Annotated in this window: 16 protein-coding genes and 1 riboswitch; of the genes, 9 read left to right on the plus strand and 7 right to left on the minus strand. The window is 72.8% G+C overall.

Translation table 11 applies throughout. The annotated features are described in order from the left end of the window. Nucleotides 1-128: 128 nt before the first annotated feature. On the minus strand, nt 129-2,579 hold the full coding sequence (locus tag ACRWNP_RS18255) for a DNA gyrase/topoisomerase IV subunit A (protein ID WP_431962560.1): 2,451 nt from the start codon (nt 2,577-2,579) through the stop codon (nt 129-131). Between the two features lie 205 nt (nt 2,580-2,784). On the opposite strand from ACRWNP_RS18255, the gene ACRWNP_RS18260 reads away from it, so the two are divergent. The 4 genes from ACRWNP_RS18260 to ACRWNP_RS18275 all read left to right on the plus strand — a co-directional run bounded on the left by ACRWNP_RS18260 (nt 2,785) and on the right by ACRWNP_RS18275 (nt 8,055). Continuing rightward, a complete protein-coding gene (locus ACRWNP_RS18260; RefSeq protein ID WP_431962562.1) occupies nt 2,785-4,137 on the plus strand; it encodes a M16 family metallopeptidase in 1,353 nt (450 codons plus the stop codon). 17 nt (nt 4,138-4,154) lie between these two features. After that, entirely contained in the window at nt 4,155-5,525 is a 1,371-nt protein-coding gene (locus ACRWNP_RS18265; RefSeq protein WP_431962725.1) for a M16 family metallopeptidase, read from the plus strand. 685 nt (nt 5,526-6,210) lie between these two features. Continuing rightward, a riboswitch (cyclic di-AMP (ydaO/yuaA leader) is annotated at nt 6,211-6,366 on the plus strand. 15 nt (nt 6,367-6,381) lie between these two features. Continuing rightward, a complete protein-coding gene (locus ACRWNP_RS18270; protein WP_431962564.1) occupies nt 6,382-7,143 on the plus strand; it encodes a M23 family metallopeptidase in 762 nt (253 codons plus the stop codon). Nucleotides 7,144-7,362: 219 nt separating this feature from the next. Further along, nucleotides 7,363-8,055 carry a GntR family transcriptional regulator gene (locus ACRWNP_RS18275; protein WP_431962566.1) on the plus strand — a complete coding sequence of 231 codons (693 nt, stop codon included), beginning with the start codon at nt 7,363-7,365 and terminating at the stop codon, nt 8,053-8,055. Nucleotides 8,056-8,268: 213 nt separating this feature from the next. Here the strand turns inward: ACRWNP_RS18275 and ACRWNP_RS18280 are convergent, their stop codons facing one another. After that, nucleotides 8,269-8,550 (minus strand): HPr family phosphocarrier protein, encoded by a 282-nt coding sequence (locus ACRWNP_RS18280; protein ID WP_431962568.1) that lies wholly within the window; start codon nt 8,548-8,550, stop codon nt 8,269-8,271. Between the two features lie 120 nt (nt 8,551-8,670). Between ACRWNP_RS18280 and ACRWNP_RS18285 the strand changes: the two genes are divergently transcribed. From ACRWNP_RS18285 to ACRWNP_RS18300, 4 genes are all read left to right on the plus strand, one after another. Then, nucleotides 8,671-11,394, plus strand: a complete 2,724-nt coding sequence (locus ACRWNP_RS18285; RefSeq protein ID WP_431962570.1) for a GNAT family N-acetyltransferase — start codon at nt 8,671-8,673, stop codon at nt 11,392-11,394. Between the two features lie 28 nt (nt 11,395-11,422). Beyond that, nucleotides 11,423-12,019, plus strand: a complete 597-nt coding sequence (locus ACRWNP_RS18290) for a DUF5998 family protein (protein WP_431962572.1) — start codon at nt 11,423-11,425, stop codon at nt 12,017-12,019. Next, the gene (locus ACRWNP_RS18295; protein ID WP_431962574.1) at nt 12,019-13,203 is read left to right on the plus strand and encodes an alkaline phosphatase family protein; all 1,185 of its coding nucleotides are present in this window, start codon (nt 12,019-12,021) and stop codon (nt 13,201-13,203) included. The genes ACRWNP_RS18290 and ACRWNP_RS18295 overlap by 1 nt, the downstream gene beginning before the upstream one ends. A gap of 63 nt (nt 13,204-13,266) precedes the next feature. Next, nucleotides 13,267-13,911 (plus strand): thymidine kinase, encoded by a 645-nt coding sequence (locus tag ACRWNP_RS18300; protein WP_018561859.1) that lies wholly within the window; start codon nt 13,267-13,269, stop codon nt 13,909-13,911. Here ACRWNP_RS18300 and ACRWNP_RS18305 read toward each other — a convergent pair. Further along, nucleotides 13,908-14,702, minus strand: a complete 795-nt coding sequence (locus ACRWNP_RS18305) for a VOC family protein (RefSeq protein WP_431962577.1) — start codon at nt 14,700-14,702, stop codon at nt 13,908-13,910. The genes ACRWNP_RS18300 and ACRWNP_RS18305 overlap by 4 nt on opposite strands. A gap of 128 nt (nt 14,703-14,830) precedes the next feature. Between ACRWNP_RS18305 and ACRWNP_RS18310 the strand changes: the two genes are divergently transcribed. Beyond that, a complete protein-coding gene (locus tag ACRWNP_RS18310) occupies nt 14,831-15,670 on the plus strand; it encodes a sulfurtransferase (RefSeq protein ID WP_431962579.1) in 840 nt (279 codons plus the stop codon). Between the two features lie 22 nt (nt 15,671-15,692). Here ACRWNP_RS18310 and ACRWNP_RS18315 read toward each other — a convergent pair whose 3' ends face one another. The 4 genes from ACRWNP_RS18315 to sepH all read right to left on the minus strand — a co-directional run bounded on the left by ACRWNP_RS18315 (nt 15,693) and on the right by sepH (nt 20,213). Beyond that, on the minus strand, nt 15,693-15,941 hold the full coding sequence (locus ACRWNP_RS18315) for a hypothetical protein (RefSeq protein WP_431962581.1): 249 nt from the start codon (nt 15,939-15,941) through the stop codon (nt 15,693-15,695). Beyond that, complete coding sequence (locus tag ACRWNP_RS18320) at nt 15,938-17,593, minus strand: FAD-dependent oxidoreductase (protein ID WP_431962583.1); 1,656 nt, start codon at nt 17,591-17,593, stop codon at nt 15,938-15,940. The genes ACRWNP_RS18315 and ACRWNP_RS18320 overlap by 4 nt, the downstream gene beginning before the upstream one ends. Nucleotides 17,594-17,733: 140 nt before the next feature. Then, nucleotides 17,734-18,483, minus strand: coding sequence for a ferric reductase-like transmembrane domain-containing protein (locus tag ACRWNP_RS18325; protein WP_431962585.1), 750 nt, complete (start codon nt 18,481-18,483; stop codon nt 17,734-17,736). A 629-nt stretch (nt 18,484-19,112) separates the two neighbouring features. Further along, nucleotides 19,113-20,213: a septation protein SepH gene (gene sepH, locus ACRWNP_RS18330; RefSeq protein WP_431962587.1), complete on the minus strand. Its 1,101-nt coding sequence runs from the start codon at nt 20,211-20,213 to the stop codon at nt 19,113-19,115. Between the last annotated feature and the right edge of the window lie 62 nt (nt 20,214-20,275).

The raw sequence follows: 20,275 nt of genomic DNA on the forward strand, positions 1-20,275 counted from the left end.
CCCCCCCCCCCCCCCCCCCCCTTTCCAAAAAAAAAACCCCCCCCCAGATAGTCCAATGTGACTGGAGTTCAGACGTGTGCTCTTCCGATCTCCGGGTGCCGCGCCCCTCATCGCCGTGTGCGTGCCGGTCACACCGGCCCGGCGACCACCGCGACCCGCTTGGTGAGGGCCACACCCGAGCCGTCCCGGCGCGGGTCCTTCGGCGGGAGGTCGGCCGGCGCGCCCGTGGCGGTGGCGGCACGTGCGGGGGCGCCACCGGCCCAGGCCAGGAGCAGCATGTCCTCGCCCTTCAGGAAGCGCTGGCAGCGCACGCCGCCGGTCGCCCGTCCCTTGCGCGGGAACTGGTCGAACGGCGTGAGCTTGGCCGTGCCCTCCTCGGCCCCGGCGAGCGTCTCCCGGGCCCCGGCGAGGGTGAAGACCACGGCGTCCGCCGACGGGTCGACCGCGGTGAAGGAGATCACCTTCGCCCCGTCCGTCAGCTTGATGCCCGCCATGCCACCCGCCGGACGGCCCTGCGGACGCACCTGGCCCGCCGGGTAGCGCAGCAACTGGGCGTCGTCGGTGATGAAGACCAGGTCCTCCTCACCGGTGCGCAGCTCGACCGCGCCGACGATGCGGTCGCCCTCCTTGAGCGCGATGACCTCCAGGTCGTCCTTGTTCGCCGGGTAGTCCGGCACGACGCGCTTGACCACGCCCTGCTCGGTGCCGAGCGCCAGGCCCGGGGAGGACTCGTCGAGCGTGGTCAGGCAGAGCACCTGCTCGTCGGGCTCCAGCGACAGGAACTCCGCGAGCGGCGCACCGCCCGCCAGGTTCGGCGCGCCGGACGGCTCGGGCAGGATCGGCAGGTCGATCACGGCGAGCCGCAGCAGGCGCCCGGTGGAGGTGACCACACCGATGTCGGCCCGCGCCGTCGTCGGGATCGCCGAGACGATCACGTCGTGCTTGACCCGCTTGCCGTCGCCGGGGGCCAGTGCCCCGCCGTTCGCCGTACGGGCCAGCAGCCCGGTGGAGGAGAGCAGCACGCGGCACGGGTCGTCGGCGACCTCCAGCGGCACGGCCGTCACTGGCGCCGCGCCCGGTTCCATCAGCAGGGTGCGGCGCTCGGTGGCGTACTTCTTGGCGACCGCCGCCAGCTCGGCGCTGACCAGCTTGCGCAGCTCGGCGTCGGACTCCAGGATCCGGGTCAGCTCCTCGATCTCCGCGGTCAGCCGGTCCCGCTCGGACTCCAGTTCAATCCGGTCGAAGCGGGTCAGCCGGCGCAGCGGGGTGTCGAGGATGTACTGGGTCTGGATCTCCGACAGCGCGAAGCGCTCGATGAGGCGCTCCTTGGCCTGCGCGGCATTGTCGCTGGAGCGGATGATCGAGATGACCTCGTCGATGTCGACCAGGGCGACGAGCAGGCCCTCCACCAGGTGGAGGCGGTCCCGGCGCTTGCCGCGGCGGAACTCGCTGCGCCGCCGGACGACCTCGAAGCGGTGGTCGAGGTAGACCTCCAGCAGCTCCTTCAGGCCCAGCGTGAGCGGCTGGCCGTCGACCAGCGCCACGTTGTTGATGCCGAAGGACTCCTCCATGGGGGTCAGCTTGTACAGCTGCTCCAGGACGGCCTCGGGGTGGAAGCCGTTCTTCACCTCGATGACCAGCCGCAGTCCGTGCTCGCGGTCGGTCAGGTCCTTGACGTCCGCGATGCCCTGCAGCTTCTTCGAGCCGACCAGGTCCTTGATCTTGGAGATGACCTTCTCCGGGCCGACCGTGAAGGGCAGCTCGGTCACCACCAGGCCCTTGCGGCGGGCCGTCACGTCCTCCACGGACACCGTGGCGCGGATCTTGAACGTGCCGCGGCCGGTCTCATACGCGTCCCGGATGCCGTCCAGGCCCACGATCCGGCCCCCGGTCGGCAGGTCCGGGCCGGGAACGTGGCGCATCAGCGTCTCGAGGTCCGCGTTCGGGTGGCGGATCAGGTGGCGGGCAGCCGCGATGACCTCGCCCAGGTTGTGCGGCGGCATGTTCGTCGCCATGCCGACCGCGATGCCCGAGGCGCCGTTGACCAGCAGATTCGGGTAGGCGGCCGGCAGGGCCACCGGCTCCTGCTCCTGGCCGTCGTAGTTCGGCGTGAAGTCGACGGTGTCCTCGTCGATCGACTCGACCATGAGCATCGCGGCGGGAGCCGTACGGCACTCCGTGTAACGCATCGCGGCCGGCGGGTCGTCGTTGCCGAGCGAACCGAAGTTGCCGTGACCGTCGACCAGTGGCACGCGCATCGAGAACGGCTGGGCCATGCGCACCAGCGCGTCGTAGATCGAGGCGTCGCCGTGCGGGTGGAGCTTACCCATCACCTCGCCGACGACGCGGGCGCACTTCACGAAGCCGCGCTCGGGGCGCAGCCCCATCTCGTTCATCTGGTACACGATCCGCCGGTGCACCGGCTTGAGCCCGTCGCGGGCGTCCGGGAGCGCACGTGAGTAGATGACCGAGTAGGCGTACTCGAGGAAGGACCCCTGCATCTCGTCGACGACGTCGATGTCGAGGATGCGCTCCTCGAAATCGTCCGGCGGCGGGGTCTTCGTGGTGCGGCGGGCCATCAGGGCGCTGCTCCTTCGGCTGGACCTCATCGGATAAGGACACGGGACTGACGCGGACCATTGTGGACCGCCCCACCGACAGCCCGGACCACCCCCCGGCTCATACGTGGCGGTGACGGGAACTTCGCGGGCCGTTTGTCCGCTGCCTAGAGTGGCAGGTCTCAGCACAAAACAACGAGTACGCGACCGGAAGGACAGCTTGCCCATGGGTCACACGGCCACGCCGGAGGCAGATTCCGGCGGCCTCACCGCGACCGAGCACCGCCTGGCCAACGGCCTGCGCGTCGTGCTCTCCGAGGATCACCTCACCCCGGTCGCCGCGGTCTGCCTCTGGTACGACGTCGGTTCCCGTCACGAGGTGAAGGGCCGTACCGGACTCGCCCACCTCTTCGAGCACTTGATGTTCCAGGGTTCTGCGAACGTCAAGGGCAACGGCCACTTCGAACTGGTCCAGTCCGCCGGCGGCTCCCTCAACGGCACCACCAGCTTCGAGCGCACCAACTACTTCGAGACCATGCCGGCCCACCAGTTGGAGCTCGCGCTCTGGCTCGAGGCCGACCGCATGGGCAGCCTGCTGTCCGCTCTGGACCTGCAGAGCCTGGACAACCAGCGCGACGTGGTCAAGAACGAGCGCCGCCAGCGGTACGACAACGTGCCCTACGGCACCGCCTTCGAGCGGCTGACCGCGATGGCGTACCCGGACGGCCACCCGTACCACCACACCCCCATCGGCTCGATGGCGGACCTGGACGCCGCCTCCCTGGAGGACGCGCGGGCCTTCTTCCGGACGTACTACGCGCCGAACAACGCCGTCCTCGCGGTCGTCGGCGACATCGACCCGGAGCAGACGCTGGCCTGGATCGAGAAGTACTTCGGCACCATCCCGTCCCACGACGGCAAGCCGGCGCCGCGTGACGGTTCACTCCCCGGAGTGATCGGCGGGCAACTCCGCGAGGTCGTCGAGGAGGACGTCCCCTCGCGCGCGCTGATGGCCGCCTACCGGCTGCCGCACGACGGCACCCGCGAGGCCGACGCCGCGGACCTGGCGCTGACCGCCCTCGGTGGCGGTGAGTCCTCCCGGCTGCACAACCGCCTGGTGCGCCGGGACCGCAGCGCTGTCGCGGCCGGGTTCGGCCTGCTGCGGCTGGCCGGGGCGCCGTCGCTCGGCTGGCTCGACGTGAAGACGTCCAGCGGTGTCGAGGTGCCCGCCATCGAGGCGGCCGTCGACGAGGAGCTGGCCCGGTTCGCCGAGGAGGGCCCGACCCCGGAGGAGATGGAGCGGGCCCAGGCCCAGCTCGAGCGTGAGTGGCTGGACCGGCTCGCCACGGTCGGTGGCCGCGCCGACGAACTGTGCCGGTATGCCGTGCTGTTCGGCGACCCGCAGCTCGCGCTGACCGCCGTCAAGCGCATTCTGGACATCACCGCCGACGAGGTGCGCGCGGTCGCCGCGGCCACCCTCCGGCCCGACAACCGCGCGGTGCTGGTCTACGAGCCCACGGGCTCCGCGGCCGCGTCCGGCGAGGACTCCGACGAGGACGAGGAGGGCGCGGACCAGTGACCGACGTCCACACCACCATGACGTTCCACCCACAGCCCCGGCCGGGGCAGCCCAAGCCCTGGGACTTCCCGGCGCCCGAGCGGTCGACGCTGCCCAACGGGCTGACGGTGCTGCGCAGCCAGCGGCCCGGTCAGAAGGTCGTCGCCGTCGAGGTGCTGCTCATGGCGCCACTCGACGCCGAGCCCGAGGGCCTGGACGGCGTCGCCACGATCATGGCCCGGGCGCTGTCCGAGGGCACCGACAAGCACACCGCCGAGGAGTTCGCCGCCGAGCTGGAGCGCTGCGGGGCCACCCTCGACGCCCACGCCGACCACCCGGGCGTGCGGGTCTCCCTGGAGGTCCCCGCCTCGCGTCTCGACAAGGCCCTGGGCCTGCTCGCCGACGCGCTGCGCGCCCCGGCGTTCCCGGACGGCGAGGTCGAGCGGCTGGTGCGCAACCGCCTCGACGAGATCCCGCACGAGCTGGCCAACCCGGCGCGGCGCGCGGCCATGGCGCTGTCCAGGGAGCTCTTCGCCGCCGACCTGCGTTGCTCCCGGCCGCGCCAGGGCACCGAGGAGACGGTCGCGCGCATCGACGCGTCCGCCGTGCGGGCCTTCTACGACATGCACGTACGGCCGTCCACCTCGACGGTCGTCGTGGTCGGCGACCTCACCGGGATCGACCTGGAGGCGCTGCTCGAGAGCACGCTGGGGGAGTGGAGCGGCAAGCCCGCCGAGCGACGTCCGCTGCCCGCGATCACCGCGGACGACACCGCGCGCGTGGTGATTGTGGACCGCCCCGGGTCCGTCCAGACCCAGGTGCTCATCGGCCGCGCCGGCGCGGACCGCCACGATCCCGTCTGGGCCGCCCAGGTGCTCGGCACGTACTGCCTCGGCGGCACGCTGACCTCGCGCCTGGACCGCGTCCTGCGGGAGGAGAAGGGCTACACCTACGGCGTGCGGGCCTTCGGCCAGGTGCTGCTCTCCACGCCCGAGGGCACGGGTGTCTCCCTGCTCGGCATCAGCGGGTCCGTGGCGACCGACGTCACCGCGCCCGCCCTCGCCGACACCTGGCAGGTGCTGCGCACCCTTGCGGCGGAGGGGCTCACCGACGAGGAGCGGGACGCCGCCGTGCAGAACCTCGTGGGCGTCGCGCCGCTGCGCTACGAGACCGCCTCGGCGGTGGCCGGGACCTTCGCCGACCAGGTCGAGCAGTCCCTGCCGGACGATTTCCAGGCCCGCCTCTACGAGCGGCTGGCCGCCACGGGCACGGTGGAGGCGACGGCCGCGGTTGTCAACGCCTTCCCCCTGGACCGGCTCGTGGTCGTCCTCGTCGGCGACGCCTCTGTCATCGCGGACCCCGTCCGCGAGCTGGGTATCGGCCCGGTGGAGGTCGTCACGGGCGGCTGACCGCCACCCCACAGCGGCCCCGGGTGCCCTCGGGCGCCCGGGGCCGCGGCGTGCGGGGGTGCGGGAGGTGCCCGTTCAGCAGGCCGGCCGGGCCCGCCACGTTGACGCACATGCCGGCGCCGGTCGGCGCGGGCCGCCGGCGGGCGAGGCCGGCGCGCCCTCCGACAGGTCGATAGCCGCGGGAACCTCGGCCCCGGGTCCGGCGAGCACCTCCAGCAGGGGCCGTCCGCGCAGCCCCGGTCCAGGCCCCGGCGGGCAGCGGCGACACGCTCGGCGAGCACCGGTAGCTCGTCCGCCCGTCGCGGGTGGGGGGCGGCCTCGGTCCCCTCGGCCCGACGGCCGGGCGTCCGGTCGTGGCAGGCGCGCAGGAAGTCCTTCTTGGCGCGGGCGGCGTCGGTGGCCGCTCCTGGTGTGACCCTACGCACGCGGTTCCGTCACCGGGTTCCGTTCGGCGGGGCCGGCCGGTGACGCGGGTCACCGCGGTCCGCGCAGCGGACGTGCGGGGCTTCCCGGAGGGGGCACACCGCCGGGGGAGCTGCGGAGTCGCGGAATTGCGGACGGTTGCGACCGCTTGGCGTCCGGTGTGGCATCCCGCACATATCGCCGGATTTTTTTGGAACCGCGAGCAACACCTGGTTAACGTCCTCGGGTTGCCCGGCGGAAGCAGCCGCCTCCCGCGGCACCGGAGCAACGATCGCCGAGTCCCCGTCAGGCGCGAGCCTGGGGAGCCGGGGACCCACCTGAGATGTCCCTGGGGTGAATCGGGCGGCGTGCGCCGCCCGTAGGAGACCTTCCTGCTCCGAACCCGTCAGCTAACCCGGTAGGCGAGAAGGAAGGAAAGGATCTCCGCCTGCCCATGGCGTCGTTCTCCATACGCTCCACCTTTGCCGGCGCTGCCGCGCTGACCACCATCACGACCGGCGCGTTCGTCGTGCCCGCCGCGGCCGCCGACGCCAAGGCCGAGGGTTCCGCCTTCGCCCGCTGCGCCGCGGTCGCCGGGGACCTCGCCGCGCATCTCGCCGACCAGGCGTCGGCCCAGCACCGGGCCGCCGTCGTCGCACGCAAGCGCCACGAGGCCCATGTCGCGCACGCCGAGCGCGCCGCCCGTGAGCGCGCCGCCGAGGAGGCCGCGGCCAAGGCCGCCAAGGCCAAGGCGGCCCGCGACAGCGCCGCGCACGCGTCGCGGAGTGCCGCACAGGGCCGCGGCACGCTCGGCGGCTGGGTTCGGCCGGTCGCCGGTACCATCGGCACGCCCTACCGCGCGACCAGCAGCCTGTGGTCCTCCGGCCACCACACCGGTGTGGACTTCCACGCCTCTGTCGGCACCCCGGTGCACGCCGTCGGCGCGGGCACCGTCGTCGAGGCGGGCTGGGGCGGCTCGTACGGCAACAACATCGTGATCCGCCACGCGGACGGCATGTACACCCAGTACGGCCACCTGTCCTCGCTGGGTGTGTCCGTGGGCCAGACCGTCTCCGCGGGCCAGCAGATCGGCCTGTCCGGTGCCACCGGCAACGTGACCGGGCCGCACCTGCACTTCGAGGCCCGTACGGCCCCGTCCTACGGCGCCGACGTGGACCCGCTGGCGTACCTGCGCTCCAAGGGCGTCCGCATCTGAGCCATTCCCCTCCCCCCACGCCGAAGGCCCCGGTTCCCGCCGGGGCCTTCGGTGTGGGGGCGCTTCCCGGCCGCCGGGTGTCCAAAAATGCTCCATGAATTCAGGGCGGCCGTCGGAATCGGCGCCGCGCTGGAATAGAGTCGCGGCAGAAACGCCGGCTCCTCCGTTACGCGGGGATTAAAGGACGGCCGTCGGCGCGCACTGAAAGGAACCTGCGATGTGGGGTCGTACGTGAACGGGACGGGCGGTGCGGGCGGCCGGATTTCGGCCCGGGCGGTGTGCACGGCGATCCGTGACGACATCATCAGCGGGTTCTTCGCGCCGGGGAGCCGGCTGACCGAGGAGCAGCTGGCCAAGCGCTACGGGGTGTCCCGGGTCCCGGTGCGCGAGGCGCTGCGCACCCTGGAGTCCGAGGGCTTCGTGCAGACCCGCCGGCACGCCGGGGCGTCCGTCGCCGAGCCGACCGAGCAGGAGGCCGCCGACCTGCTGGACATCCGCGCCCTGCTGGAGCCGCTGGGCGCCGCACGGGCGGCGCAGCGGCGTACCGAGGCCCATGTGAAGGTGCTGCGCGGGCTCGTCCGGCTGGGCCAGGAACGTTCCCTCCGCCGCCAGTTGTCGGACCTGCCCGCGCTGGACGGCTGGTTCCACGAGACGCTGGCCCAGGCCTCCGGCAGCCCGACCCTGGTGGCGCTGCTGACCCAGCTGCGGCACAAGATCGCCTGGGTGTACGCGGTCGACACCCCGGGGCGCGCCGTGGAGTCCTGGGAGGAGCACGGCGCGGTGGTGGACGCGGTGGCGCGTGGCGACGCGGAGCGGGCCCGGCGGCTCATGGCGGCCCACGTGGAGCGGGCGACGGCGGTGCACCGGCTGCGCCGTCCGCAGAGCACGGGACGCGGTGCCGCGGCGCGGTGAGAAATCCGAAACACGCCGTACACACTTCGCGCGGCCGGGTTTAACAGAAGTGCCGTATACAACGTGGGTAATTGTCCGCGGGCTTTTCAGCGCGCTATTGTGCTGCACGCTGCCCGGAAATTGCCCGGCAACGACGAAGGGGCGGGTCCGCGAAATCCGGCCGGATTTCACGCGGCGGCCCGCCCCTTTTGTCGAACGCGGCTTCGCGCGGCGTCAGACGGTCTCGGGGAGCTCGTCAAGCCCCTCGGAGACGAGCTTGGCCAGGCTGCCGAGAGCGGCGTCCGCGCCCTCGGCGTCGGAGGCCAGGACGACCTCCTCGCCGCCGGCCACGCCCAGGCTCAGCACGGCGAGCATCGAGGCGGCGTTGACGGGGGCGCCGTCCGCCTTCGCGATGGTGACCGGCACGCCCACGGCGGTGGCGGCGCGGACGAAGATCGAAGCGGGACGTGCGTGCAGGCCCTCGGCCCAGCCGATGGTGACGCGGCGCTCAGCCATGGTGTTGCCCTTCGGGTCGTTCCTGGGAGGTCTAGACCAGTCTGCCATGCCTCGGACACCGGTCCGTCACCACATCGTCGCACCGGGCCCGCGGTGGCGAGGTGCCCGTACGCTGGGGCCATGACGACGCCGCCCGCCGCAGAGCGCGACTACCCGGTCCACTGGGAGGCGGACGTGGTCCTGCGCGACGGCGGGATCGCGCACGTCCGGCCCATCGCGCCGGACGACGCCGAACGGCTGGTGAGCTTCTACGAGAAGGTCTCGGACGAGTCCAAGTACTACCGCTTCTTCGCGCCCTACCCCCGGCTCTCCGACCGGGACGTACACCGCTTCACCCACCACGACTACCGCGACCGCGTCGGCCTGGCGGCCCTGGTCGGCGGCGAGTTCATCGCCACCGTCCGCTACGACCGCACCGACGACGGCGAGGCCGAGGTCGCCTTCCTCGTCCAGGACGCGCACCAGGGCCGCGGTGTGGCCTCCGCCCTGATGGAGCACATCGCCGCGGTGGCGCAGGAGCGCGGCATCCGCCGTTTCATCGCCGAGGTGCTGCCCGCCAACCGCAAGATGATCAAGGTCTTCACCGACGCGGGCTACACCCAGCAGCGCAGCTTCACCGACGGCGTCGTCCGGCTCGAGTTCGACCTGGAGCCCACCGAGCAGTCCCTCGCCGTCATGCGCGCCCGCGAACAGCGCGCCGAGGCCCGCTCCGTCCAGCGGCTGCTCGCCCCCGCCTCGGTCGCCGTCATCGGCACCGGCCGCAGGCCGGGCGGCGTCGGCCGCGGGGTCCTCCGGAACATCGTCGCGGGCGGCTACACCGGCCGCGTCCACGCCGTGAACCGCTCGTTCCCCGCGGACCTGCGCACCCTCGACCCCGAGGGCGTCCCCGCCCACCGTTCCGTCGCCGAGATCCCCGACAGCGTCGACCTCGCCGTGATCGCCGTGCCCGCCGACAACGTCGCCGAGGCCGTCGACGCATGCGGCCGGCACGGCGTCCTCGGTCTGCTGGTGATCTCCTCCGGTTACGCGGAGTCCGGTGCCGACGGCCGCCGCAGGCAGCGCGCCCTGGTGCGGCAGGCCCATTCGTACGGCATGCGCGTCATCGGCCCCAACGCGTTCGGCGTCCTCAACTCCGCCGAGGACGTCCGGCTCAACGCCTCCTTGTCACCCGAGACCCCGGACGCCGGACGGCTCGGGCTGTTCACCCAGTCCGGAGCCATCGGCATCGCGATGCTCTCCGGGCTGCGCCGGCGCGGTGCCGGGCTGTCGTCCTTCGTCTCGGCGGGCAACCGGGCGGACGTCTCGGGCAACGACATCCTGCAGTTCTGGTACGACGACCCGGCCACCGACGTCGCCCTGCTCTACCTCGAGACCCTCGGCAACCCGCGGAAGTTCTACCGCCTCGCCCGGCGAACCGCCGCCGTCAAACCGGTCGTCGTGGTCAAGGGCGCCCGGCACTCGGCGGCCGCCCCGCCCGGACACGCGGTGCCCCCCGCCCGCATCCCCGACAGCACCGTCTCCGCCCTGCTGCGGCAGGCCGGCGTCATCCGCACCGACACCGTCACCGAGCTCCTCGACACCGGACTGCTGCTGTCGTGCCGGCCGCTGCCCGCCGGACCCCGCGTCGCGATCCTCGGCAACTCCGAGTCCCTCGGGCTGCTCACCTACGACGCCTGCCTCACCGCGGGCCTGGAGCCCGGCCTCCCCCTCGACCTCACCACCGCCGCCGGCCCCGAGGACTTCCGGGCCGCCCTCACCGCGGCCCTCGCCGACCCCGCCCACGACGCGGTGGTGGTCACCGCCATCCCGCGCGTCGGCTCGGAGCTCGCCGAGGCCCCCGCGAACAGCGACGACCCCGCACTGGCCGAGGCCCTCCACGCCGCCGTGGACGGGGCGGGGACCGGCAAGCCCGTCGTGATCGTGCACACCGCCCTGGAGGCCATGGCCACCCGGCTCGCGGCCGTCCGTATCCCCGCCTACAGCGCCGCCGAACGCGCCGTGAAGGCACTGGCCCGGGCCGCCGCCTACGCCCAGTGGCGCAGGGACGCCCAGATGCCCGGCAAGGTTCCGGAGTTCGAGGACGTCGACGAGGCGGGCGCCTGCCAGGAGGTCACCCGGCTGCTCGACGAGGCGGGGGAGCCCGCCGGGGAGACCCACGGCGTGGCCCTCGACGACTCCGCGGCCGCCGCCCTGCTGGCCCGCTACGGCATCGCCGTCCGGCCCACGCTGCCCGCCCCCGGGATCGACGCGGCCCTGGAGGCGGCCCGCCGGCTCGGCTACCCGGTCGCCCTCAAGACCACCGCGCCCCACCTGCGGCACCGCGCCGACCTCGGCGGCGTACGCCTGGACATCGCCGACCCCGACGACCTCAGCCGCGCCTTCGGGGAGCTGACCGCCCGGCTGGGCAAGCCCGAGGAGCTGCACCTGGTCGTGCAGGCCATGGCGTCGCGCGGCGTCGACACGGTCGTACGCGCCACCGTCGACCCGGCCGCCGGCGCCGTGCTCTCCTTCGGCATCGCCGGCGCCCCCTCCGAACTCCTCGACGACATGGCGCACCGGCTGGTCCCGGCGACCGACCGGGACGTCGCCGAGCTGGTCCGCTCCATCAAGGCGGCCCCGCTGCTGTTCGGCTGGCGCGGCGCGGAGCCGGTGGACACCGGCGCCCTGGAGGAACTGCTGCTGCGCGTGTCACTGCTGGTCGACGACCTGCCAGAAGTGGTCTCCGTAGACCTCGAGCCGGTCGTGGTGGCCCCCGCCGGCCTCACCGTGCTCGGCGCCTCCGTGCGTCTCGCGCGGCCCCCGGCCCGCACGGACCTCGGGCCTCGCGCACTGTCGTCCTTCTGAACAGATGCTCCGCACTAGGATGGTCGCCATGGCGAAGACCGGTACGACGACCCAGGGGCTGCGCGCGGCCATCGAGCGCAGTGGCTACTACCCCGCCCTCGTGGCCGAGGCCGTGGAGGCCTCCGTCGGTGGGGAGCCGGTCGCGTCGTACCTGGTCCACCAGGAGACCACCTTCGACGCGAACGAGGTCCGCCGGCACGTCACCGTCCTGGTCCTGACCGGCACGCGCTTCATCGTCAGCCACACCGACGAGCAGAGCGCCGACGACACCTCCCCGAGCCCCTACGCCACCACCTCCACCGAGTCGGTCAAGCTCGAACGGATCTCGTCGGTCGTACTGAGCCGGGTCGTCGCCAACCCCGAGTCGTACACCCCGGGCACCCTGCCCCGCGAGGTCGTGCTGACCATCGGCTGGGGCGCGGTCAGCCGTATCGACCTGGAGCCCGCCGCCTGCGGCGACCCCAACTGCGAGGCCGACCACGGCTACACCGGCTCCTCCACCGCCGACGACCTGAGCCTGCGGGTCAGCGAGGCGGGCGACGGCCCCGAGACCGTCCGCCAGGCCCTCGCCTTCGCACAGGCGCTCTCCGAGGCGACCGCGAGCACCGCGAGCGCGGCCTCCTGATGGTCCATCCCGCCCCGTCCTACGAACCGCTCGATCCGTACGCCGCCCCCGCCCCCCGCTACGGCACCGGCGCGCTGAGCGACCTGCTGCCCGCGGTCGCCGCCGGGCTCGGCATCACGGGCGTCCCGCCGACGGCGCTCGACCTCGCGCCCGCGGACCGCGTCTGCGTGTTCCTCGTCGACGGCATGGGGTGGGAGCTGATCCGTCGGCATCCCGACGAGGCGCCGTTCCTCACCTCCCTGATGGCCGGCTCGGCCACCGGCAGCGGCCGGTCGATCACCGCGGGCTTCCCCTCCACCACCGCGACCTCGCTCGCCTCCGTCGGCACCGGGCTGCCGCCGGGCGCGCACGGCCTGGCCGGGTACACCGTGCTGGACCCGGACACCGGCGCGTTGATGAACCAGCTGCGCTGGCAGCCGTGGACCTCCCCGACGGAGTGGCAGCCGCACCCCACCGTCTTCCGGCTCGCCCAGGAGGCCGGGATCGAGACCTGCCAGGTCACCTCGCCCACCTTCGAGCACACGCCGCTGACCAGGATCGCCCTCAGTGGCGGCACCTTCCACGGCCGGCTCACCGGCGAGGAGCGCATGGACCTCACCGCCGAACGGCTCGCCGCGGCCGACCGGGCGCTGGTCTACACGTACTACAGCGAGCTGGACTCCATGGGCCACCGGCACGGCGTCGACTCCGACGCCTGGCGCGGCCAGCTGATGATGGCCGACCGGCTCGCCCAGCGGCTCGCCGAGCAGCTCCCGCCGCGCAGCGCCCTCTACGTCACCGCCGACCACGGCATGATCGACATCCCCTTCGACCCGGAGTCGCGGATCGACTTCGACGAGGACTGGGAGCTGCGCGCCGGCGTCGCCGTCCTCGGCGGCGAGGCCCGGGCCCGCCACGTCTACGCCGTGCCCGGCGCCGCCGCCGACGTGCACGCGGTGTGGAGCGAGGTGCTCGGCGAGCAGATGTGGGTGGCCTCCCGCGAAGAGGCGATCGCCGCGGGCTGGTTCGGCCCGGTCGTGGAGGACCGGGTGCGCGGCCGGATCGGCGACGTCGTCGCCGTCGCCCGGGACGACATCGCGATCGTCGCCACCCGCACCGAGCCCGGGGAGTCCACCATGGTCGGCCTGCACGGCTCGATGACTCCCGTGGAGCAGCTGGTGCCACTGCTCGAAGTCCGAACCTGACGCACCCCGAACCGCTCCCTCCGTACCGCCCACCGCCCCGCCCCGAAAGGCCGCCGCCTCCTCATGCCTGAGCTCGTGTTCTTCTCCGGAACGATGGACTGCGGGAAGAGCACCCTCGCCCTGCAGATCGAGCACAACCGCTCGGCACGCGGCCTGGAGGGCCTGATCTTCACCCGCAACGACCGGGCCGGCGAGGGCGTCCTGTCCTCCCGCCTCGGCCTGGAGACCAAGGCCGTCGAGGCCGCCGACGACTTCGACTTCTACGGTTACCTCGTCACGCACCTGTCCGGCGGCGCCCGCGCCGACTACGTCATCGTCGACGAGGCCCAGTTCTTCACCCCGGACCAGATCGACCAGCTCGCGCGCATCGTCGACGACCTGCGGCTGGACGTCTTCGCCTTCGGGATCACCACCGACTTCCGCACCAGACTCTTCCCCGGCTCCCGGCGGCTGGTGGAGATGGCCGACCGAATAGAGGTGCTCCAGGTCGAGGCCCTGTGCTGGTGCGGCGCCCGGGCCACGCACAACGCCCGTACGGTGGACGGGAAGATGGTCGTCGAGGGCGAGCAGGTCGTCGTCGGCGACGTCAACCGCCCCGGCACGGCGATCGGCTACGAGGTGCTTTGCCGCCGCCACCACATCCGGCGGATGACCGCCGCCGCGGCCCGTGCGGCGGCGATCTCGCCGGACGTCCTGCCGGTCGACTAGCTGCTGCCGGCGCCCTGCTGCGGCAGGGAGCGGATCACGGTGAAGACGGCCCCTTCCGGGTCCGCCACGGTGGCCAGGCGGCCGTACGCGCAGTCGCGCGGCGTGCGGATGACGCTGCCGCCCAGTTCCAGAACCTGGCGGGCGGCGGCGTCGGTGTCGGCGACCTCGAAGTACGTCATCCAGTGCGCCCCGCGGTCGCGCGGCAGGGCCCGGCCGACGCCGTGGATGCCGCCGACCGGACGGCCGGCGAGGTGAAGCGTGAGGTAGTCGACGTCGGTGGAGACGACCGCGTCGGTCTCCAGCCCGAAGACCACCGAGTAGAACTTGCCCACCAGTGAAGTGTCCCGGGTGACCAGTTCGTTCCAGACCGGCGCGCCCGGCTCCCCGGAGACCTCGGTCCCGTGGTGGCGCCGGGCCTGCCACACCCCGAACACCGCACCCATCGGGTCGGAGGCGACAGCCAGCCGTCCCGCGTCGTCCGCGTCCAGCGGGCCGACGCCCACCGTGCCGCCGCAGATCCGGATCAGCTCGGCGGTCTTGTCGGCGTCGTCCGCGGCGAAGTAGGTCGTCCAGGCGATCGGCAGGTGCCGGTCCCCGGCCAGCTCGCCGATGCCGGCCACGCTCCTCCCGTCCAGCGTGGCGCGCACGTACAGGCCCAGCGAATGCGGACCGGGGTGGAACTCCCAGCCGAACAGCTGGCTGTAGAACTCCTGCGTGGCCTCGACGCTGTGAGCCAGCAGGCTGACCCAGCACGGGGTGCCGTGCGGGTGGCGGTTCCCTACCTCGGTCATCAATTCTCTCCTGGGGAGCAACGCTCGGGCTTGCAGGGGACGTGCCACAGCGATGCTCGCACCACCGGGTGTGCCGCGTACCGGGGCCGCGCCGCGGATTTCCCGCGCCGGGTGACCACAATGGGCTTATGCATCCTGTCATTACCGTAACCGAATTGGCCGCGCTCCCGAAGGGGTCCCCGACAGACGCCGCGCTTCTGGACGTCCGCTGGCAACTGGGCGGCCCGCCCGGCCGTCCCGCGTATGAGGCCGGTCACCTGCCCGGCTCGCACTACGTCGACCTGGACACCGAGCTCGCCGGGTCACCTGGGCCGGCCGGGCGTCATCCCCTCCCGGACCTCGCGGTGTTCACCGCCGCCATGCGCCGCGCGGGCGTCCGCCGCGACCGCGACGTCGTGGTCTACGACGGCGGTCTCGGCTGGGGCGCGGCCCGCGCGTGGTGGTTGCTGCGATGGGCCGGGCACGAGCGGGTCCGCGTCCTCGACGGCGGTCTGGCGGCGTGGACGGCGGCGGGACTGCCTCTGGAGACGGACGTCCCCGCCGACGAGGAGGGCGACTTCACCGCCACGCCGGGCGCGCTTCCCGTGCTCACCGCCGACGAGGCGGCGGCGCTGGCCCGCCGCGGCGTGCTCCTGGACGCCCGGGCGCCGGAGCGCTACCGGGGCGAGACCGAGCCCATCGACCCCGTCGCCGGTCACATCCCCGGCGCGGTCAACGCCCCGACCACGGAGAACGTCGTCCCGGACACGGGTGTCCTCCTCGCCGCCGACGAACTGGCGGCGCGCTTCGGCAAGGCCGGTGCCACGGCCGAAGCCGAAGTCGGCGTCTACTGCGGCTCGGGCGTCTCCGGCGCCCACGAGGTGCTGGCCCTGGCGGTCGCCGGGATCCCCGCGGCACTGTACGTCGGCTCCTGGAGCGAGTGGTCCGCCACCGGCCGGCCGGTGGCGACGGGGCCGCAGCCGGGCTGACCCCTGGAAGCCGCCTCAGCTGTCAGCCGGCGTCCGGCGGCGGGTCCGCCTCCGCCCGCCCGTCGCCGGACTCCGCGGTGGGAGCCTTGCCCGGAGGCATAGCAGGTGCAGTCATCAACACCCGCGCGTACGCGCCCATGGCCACCACCATGACGGCGAGGATCACCAGCCAGCGCATATGGAGACGCGCGGGAAGACTCAGCACACGTACGGAGAAGCCCCCGTACATCGGCCGCGCGATCCGTCGTCTGCGGTTGGTACGGCGGCTCAACGGCGCTTCCTCCTGTTCACGGTCCGCGAGGGCGGACGGGTGCGGCCTATGGAGTCCCGGTGCTCCAGCAGTTCCAGCGGCATGTCGAAGGCCACGGCGGCCACGACCTGGGGCCCGTGCGGCGTGTCCCGGGAGTAGCGGGCGACGAACCGCTCGGAACGCAGTGATCCGTCGACCACCTCGACGTGCTCCCCCAGCGCGGGGATTCCCACCGCCTGCATCCGGACCCCGTGCTGCTCCGACCAGAATCGCGGCACCGGAGTGAAGGACTGCGCACCGGGGCCGCGCAGCAAGGAGTCCGCGGCATGCTGGCCCATCTCGACGGCGTGGATCAGATGCTCGACACGCCGGGGCGTGGCGTCGAAGCGCGCGTTGGGCCATCGGGCCACGTCCCCGGCCGCGACGATCGTCCCCACGAGGCGCCCTGAAACGTCGGTCGCGTGGCAGGTCGGCCCGCAGAGCACACCGTCGGAGACCTCCAGGCCGCTGCCGCGCAGCCACTCGGTGCGGGGCACACTGCCGAGCCCCAGGACGACGAAGTCGCAGTCGAGGACGTCGCCGGTGTCCAGTCGCAGGCGCAGCCCCTCGCCTTCGTCGGACCAGTCGGTGATGCGCGTGCTCAGCCGCACATCGACACCCGCCCGCTTCTGGATCCCGGCGACCACCTCGCCGACCCGCGGGCCCAGCACCCGGCGCAGGAGCGGGGCGCTGTGCACCACCAAGGTGACGTCCATGCCGTGCTCCCGCGCCGTGCAGGCCAGCTCGCAGCCGACGAAGCCGCCACCGAGGATGACGACGCGGCGGGCCCGTGCGGCGTGCAGCGCGCGCTGCACCGCGGCGGCGTCCTCCAGCGTCCGGATTGTGCGCACCCGGTCGCTGAACACCGGCGCCTCGGGGAGCCGCTTCGCGTCCACGCCCGTGGCGATGACGAGGCCGTCGTACGGCAGGCGCTCCCCGCCGCGCAGTTCCACCGCTCTGCCGGGAAGGTCGAGCCCGACCAACCGGGTGTCCAGCAGCCAGTGGGCGTCGAGCGCCTCGTCCGCCCGGAAGGTGAGCTGCTCCGCGCCGAGCCGGCCGGCGAGGTACTGCTTCGACAACGGCGGACGGCTGTACGGCCGGCGGCTCTCCTCACCCACGATCACCAGCTCGCCCTCGAAGCCCCGTTCCCGCAGCCGGGTCGCGGCGCTCAGCCCGGCGAGTCCGCCGCCCGCCACGACGATGCGCCGCCTGCTGCCGCGAGTGGCCAGGCCGCTGCGCTGCCTCCGGACGGGCTGTCGTCCGCCCGGGGCCGAGCCGCTGCGGATCCCGATGGCCTGCATCGGACAGCAGCGCACGGCCTGCCGCGCCTGCGCCGCGAACTCGGCCGGCACATTGCGCGTGTAGTGGAGCGAGCCGCTCCCGGAGATCCGGAAGACCTCGGGGGCCTCCTGCTGGCAGATTCCGTAGATGTGGCAGCGGTTGTTGTCGACGCTGATCCGGACGGGCGCCGTCTCGGGCACGAGCGCCGGAGCCGGGGACTGGAAGGACTGCGCCGGAATCGGCGGGTGCTCCCGCTCCGGGACGGCGAGCGGGGAAGGCACGGCGTCGTGCGGTACCGGGCGGTCGTCCTGACGCTGCTGCTGGTGCGGGACGTACGGGGCGGGGTGCGACAAGGCATACCCGGGCGGCCCCGGCCGCAGGGGGGCGGATCCGGGGTGGCGGTCCGCCGGGGCCGGGTGGGGGTACCCGGAGTGCGCGGCCGGCTGCCGGGGGGCGTAGCCGCCGTGGGGCTGGGCATCCGGTGCGGGGTACGTCAACGCAGGCCCTCCGAGGCCAGAGCCGAGCGCTGCCGCAGCCTGGAGCGTGACGGCAGGACACGGATCAGGAAGGCGAGCAGGCACGCGCCCGCTCCGCCCGCCACGACGACCGCGACGACGTCGAGATGGCGTGGTTCCGGATGCACCGTGAAGACATGGAGCCAGATCAGGAGGAACGCCGCGTAGGCGAGCTGGTGGAACCTCAGCCACCGGTGGTACCCCAGCCGCTGCTGCAGCCACACCGAGCAGCCGACCGCGATCCCCAGTTCCGTTCCCAGAATCCCGAACCCCACCGGCAGCCGCTGCAGACCGCCGGTGAAGGGCAGGGTGAGTTCACTCACCCCGATATGCCAGATCGGCTGGTAGAGGAAGGTGACGCCGTGAATGGCGCCGAAGATCAGCGCGGACAGCGCCAGAGTCATGTGGGCTCCGTAGACCGTCGCCCGGTTGACCGTGCGCTGCAGGAACCTGAGCCGCAGTACGACGCCGAACAGCACCGTGGCCACCATCAGGGTGTAGGAGATCAGGGCCGCGAGGCGGGCGATCTCGTGCACGCCGGTGTCGTACGCGATGTGCCGGTTGTAGGCGTCCAGGGGCGAGCCGGGTATCGGGGCGGAGGACACTGCTGCGGACGCCTCCGGCGCGACGGCGACCGGCAGGACGAGCACCAGCAGCAGCGCGGCGATGCGGCCGGCCGATGCGAGCGCTCCGCGCCGTCCGTACGGAAAAGTGGATTTTTCGATCACGCCTGAATTCCCTGCTCCTCCGTGCCGGGGCAATGTGACGGAACAAGCGTGGCGGTATTCGTATGGACGTGCATCCGCCCCCATGATGCGCTTTCACGCGATTGCCCGACACCGTTTCCGCCGGCTCGGGAAACCTCGGCCCAGGCCACTCGCCACTTCGAACGGAGACGCTACACCATGGGTCTCCTGTGACTCTTTCGCTCACAGGGCATCCACGAGATGCGCACATCCCCGAGGGCACCGGCGAACAATACGCACACAAGGTGCGTATCCGCACCGGTCCGCGGGTCGTCCGCGGTACGGCATATACCTCTCCTCAGTGCATAGCGGGATCGATGTGCCACGTTCGAGGAGTGAGCGCGGGGAGCCCGGCTGGGAGCACTCCCTGTCTCGTGCCGAAGACTCAGAGGAATCTCAGAAGTTGTGCACGGCGCGCTCCAGGCGATTCGCCTGCTGTGCCCGCTTTCCGCCGGATGTCATCTTGGGACTTTCATTCCTGCCTGGGCGACCCGTCGGCGGGCGCAGGGCTATGGAAAAGAGCCGGACCCGATGCCGGGTCCGGCTCTCTGCGTGTGGTTGGGGAATCGGCGGGTCGGGACCGGCCGTTCTGACTTCCGGGAGGCGGAACGCTAGTCCTGCTTCTTGCGTCGGCTCCCGAACACGATCTCGTCCCAGCTCGGCACCGTCGCCCGCCGCCCCGGACGGACCCCGTCCGCCTCGGCCTGGCGGTCCGTTGAGCCGACCAGCCGGTCGCGATGGGCGCCGACCGAACGCGGCATCAGGACGTCGGCGTACGCGGAGCCCGCGCCGGCGCTGGCAGCGGGCGGTGCCGCCTCGTCCGCCTCGGACGCGTCGGGTTCGGCATCCGTGGCCGCGGTCGCGGTCGCCGTGTCGGGCGTGGTGGAGGGCGGCCCGGCCTGGGCCGGCACGACCATGTCGCCGCGGAAGCTGGGTACCGCCTCCAGGAGGCTGGTCAGGGAGTCGCGCTCTTCCTCCGCGCGCTCCTCGGCGGTGCGCTCTGCCCGCTCCGTCCGCTCGGTGCGGTCGGCCCGGTCCAACGCCCGGTCGCGCGGCAGCCGCGCGATCCTCGGCACGAAGGGGTAGCTCGGCTCCTGTGCCGGCTCCTGGGTCGTCTCCCCGATGAGTGCGCGCGCCTCGTCGTCCACGGCCTGGACGAGCCGGCGCGGCGGGTCGTACGTCCAGCTCGCGGAGTGCGGCTCGCCGGCCACCCGGTAGACGAGGAGGACCTCCCACGTGCCGTCGTCACGGCGCCAGGAGTCCCACAGGACGCTGTCCTTCTCGGCGCCGCGCAGCAGCAACCGCTCGGTCACCGCCTCACCGAGCTGCGGACCGGTGCTCTCGCCCTGACGCCGCACCGCGGTCTTGCGGGCCCGCTCGGCCATGAAGGCGCGCTCCGCCAGCACCGGGCCCTCGAAGCGCCGGACGCGCTCCACGGGGATCCCGGCGAGCTGCGCGACCTCCTCCGCGGTGGCCCCGGCTCGTATCCGCGCCTGGATGTCACGCGGGCGCAGATGGCTCTCGACCTCGATCTCGATCTGGCCCAGCCGCGCGCGGTCGTTGCGAATGGCGGCACGCAGACGTTCGTCGATCGGAAGCGTGTACTCCGTGCTGTCGGCAGCCTTGAGCACCAGTCGTGTGCCGTCGTTGCTGACAGCCACGACACGCAGTTCGGGCACGGTTACCTCCCGGGTGGTGCCTGCCGACGTCACGTGCGTCGCTGCTCCCGATGGACGAGTGTGACCTGCCCGGGTGCAGCCTGCCACAACCTTGC

Source organism: Actinacidiphila sp. bgisy160 (genome assembly GCF_965342435.1).
In the GTDB taxonomy this organism is placed as follows: Bacteria; Actinomycetota; Actinomycetes; order Streptomycetales; family Streptomycetaceae; genus Actinacidiphila.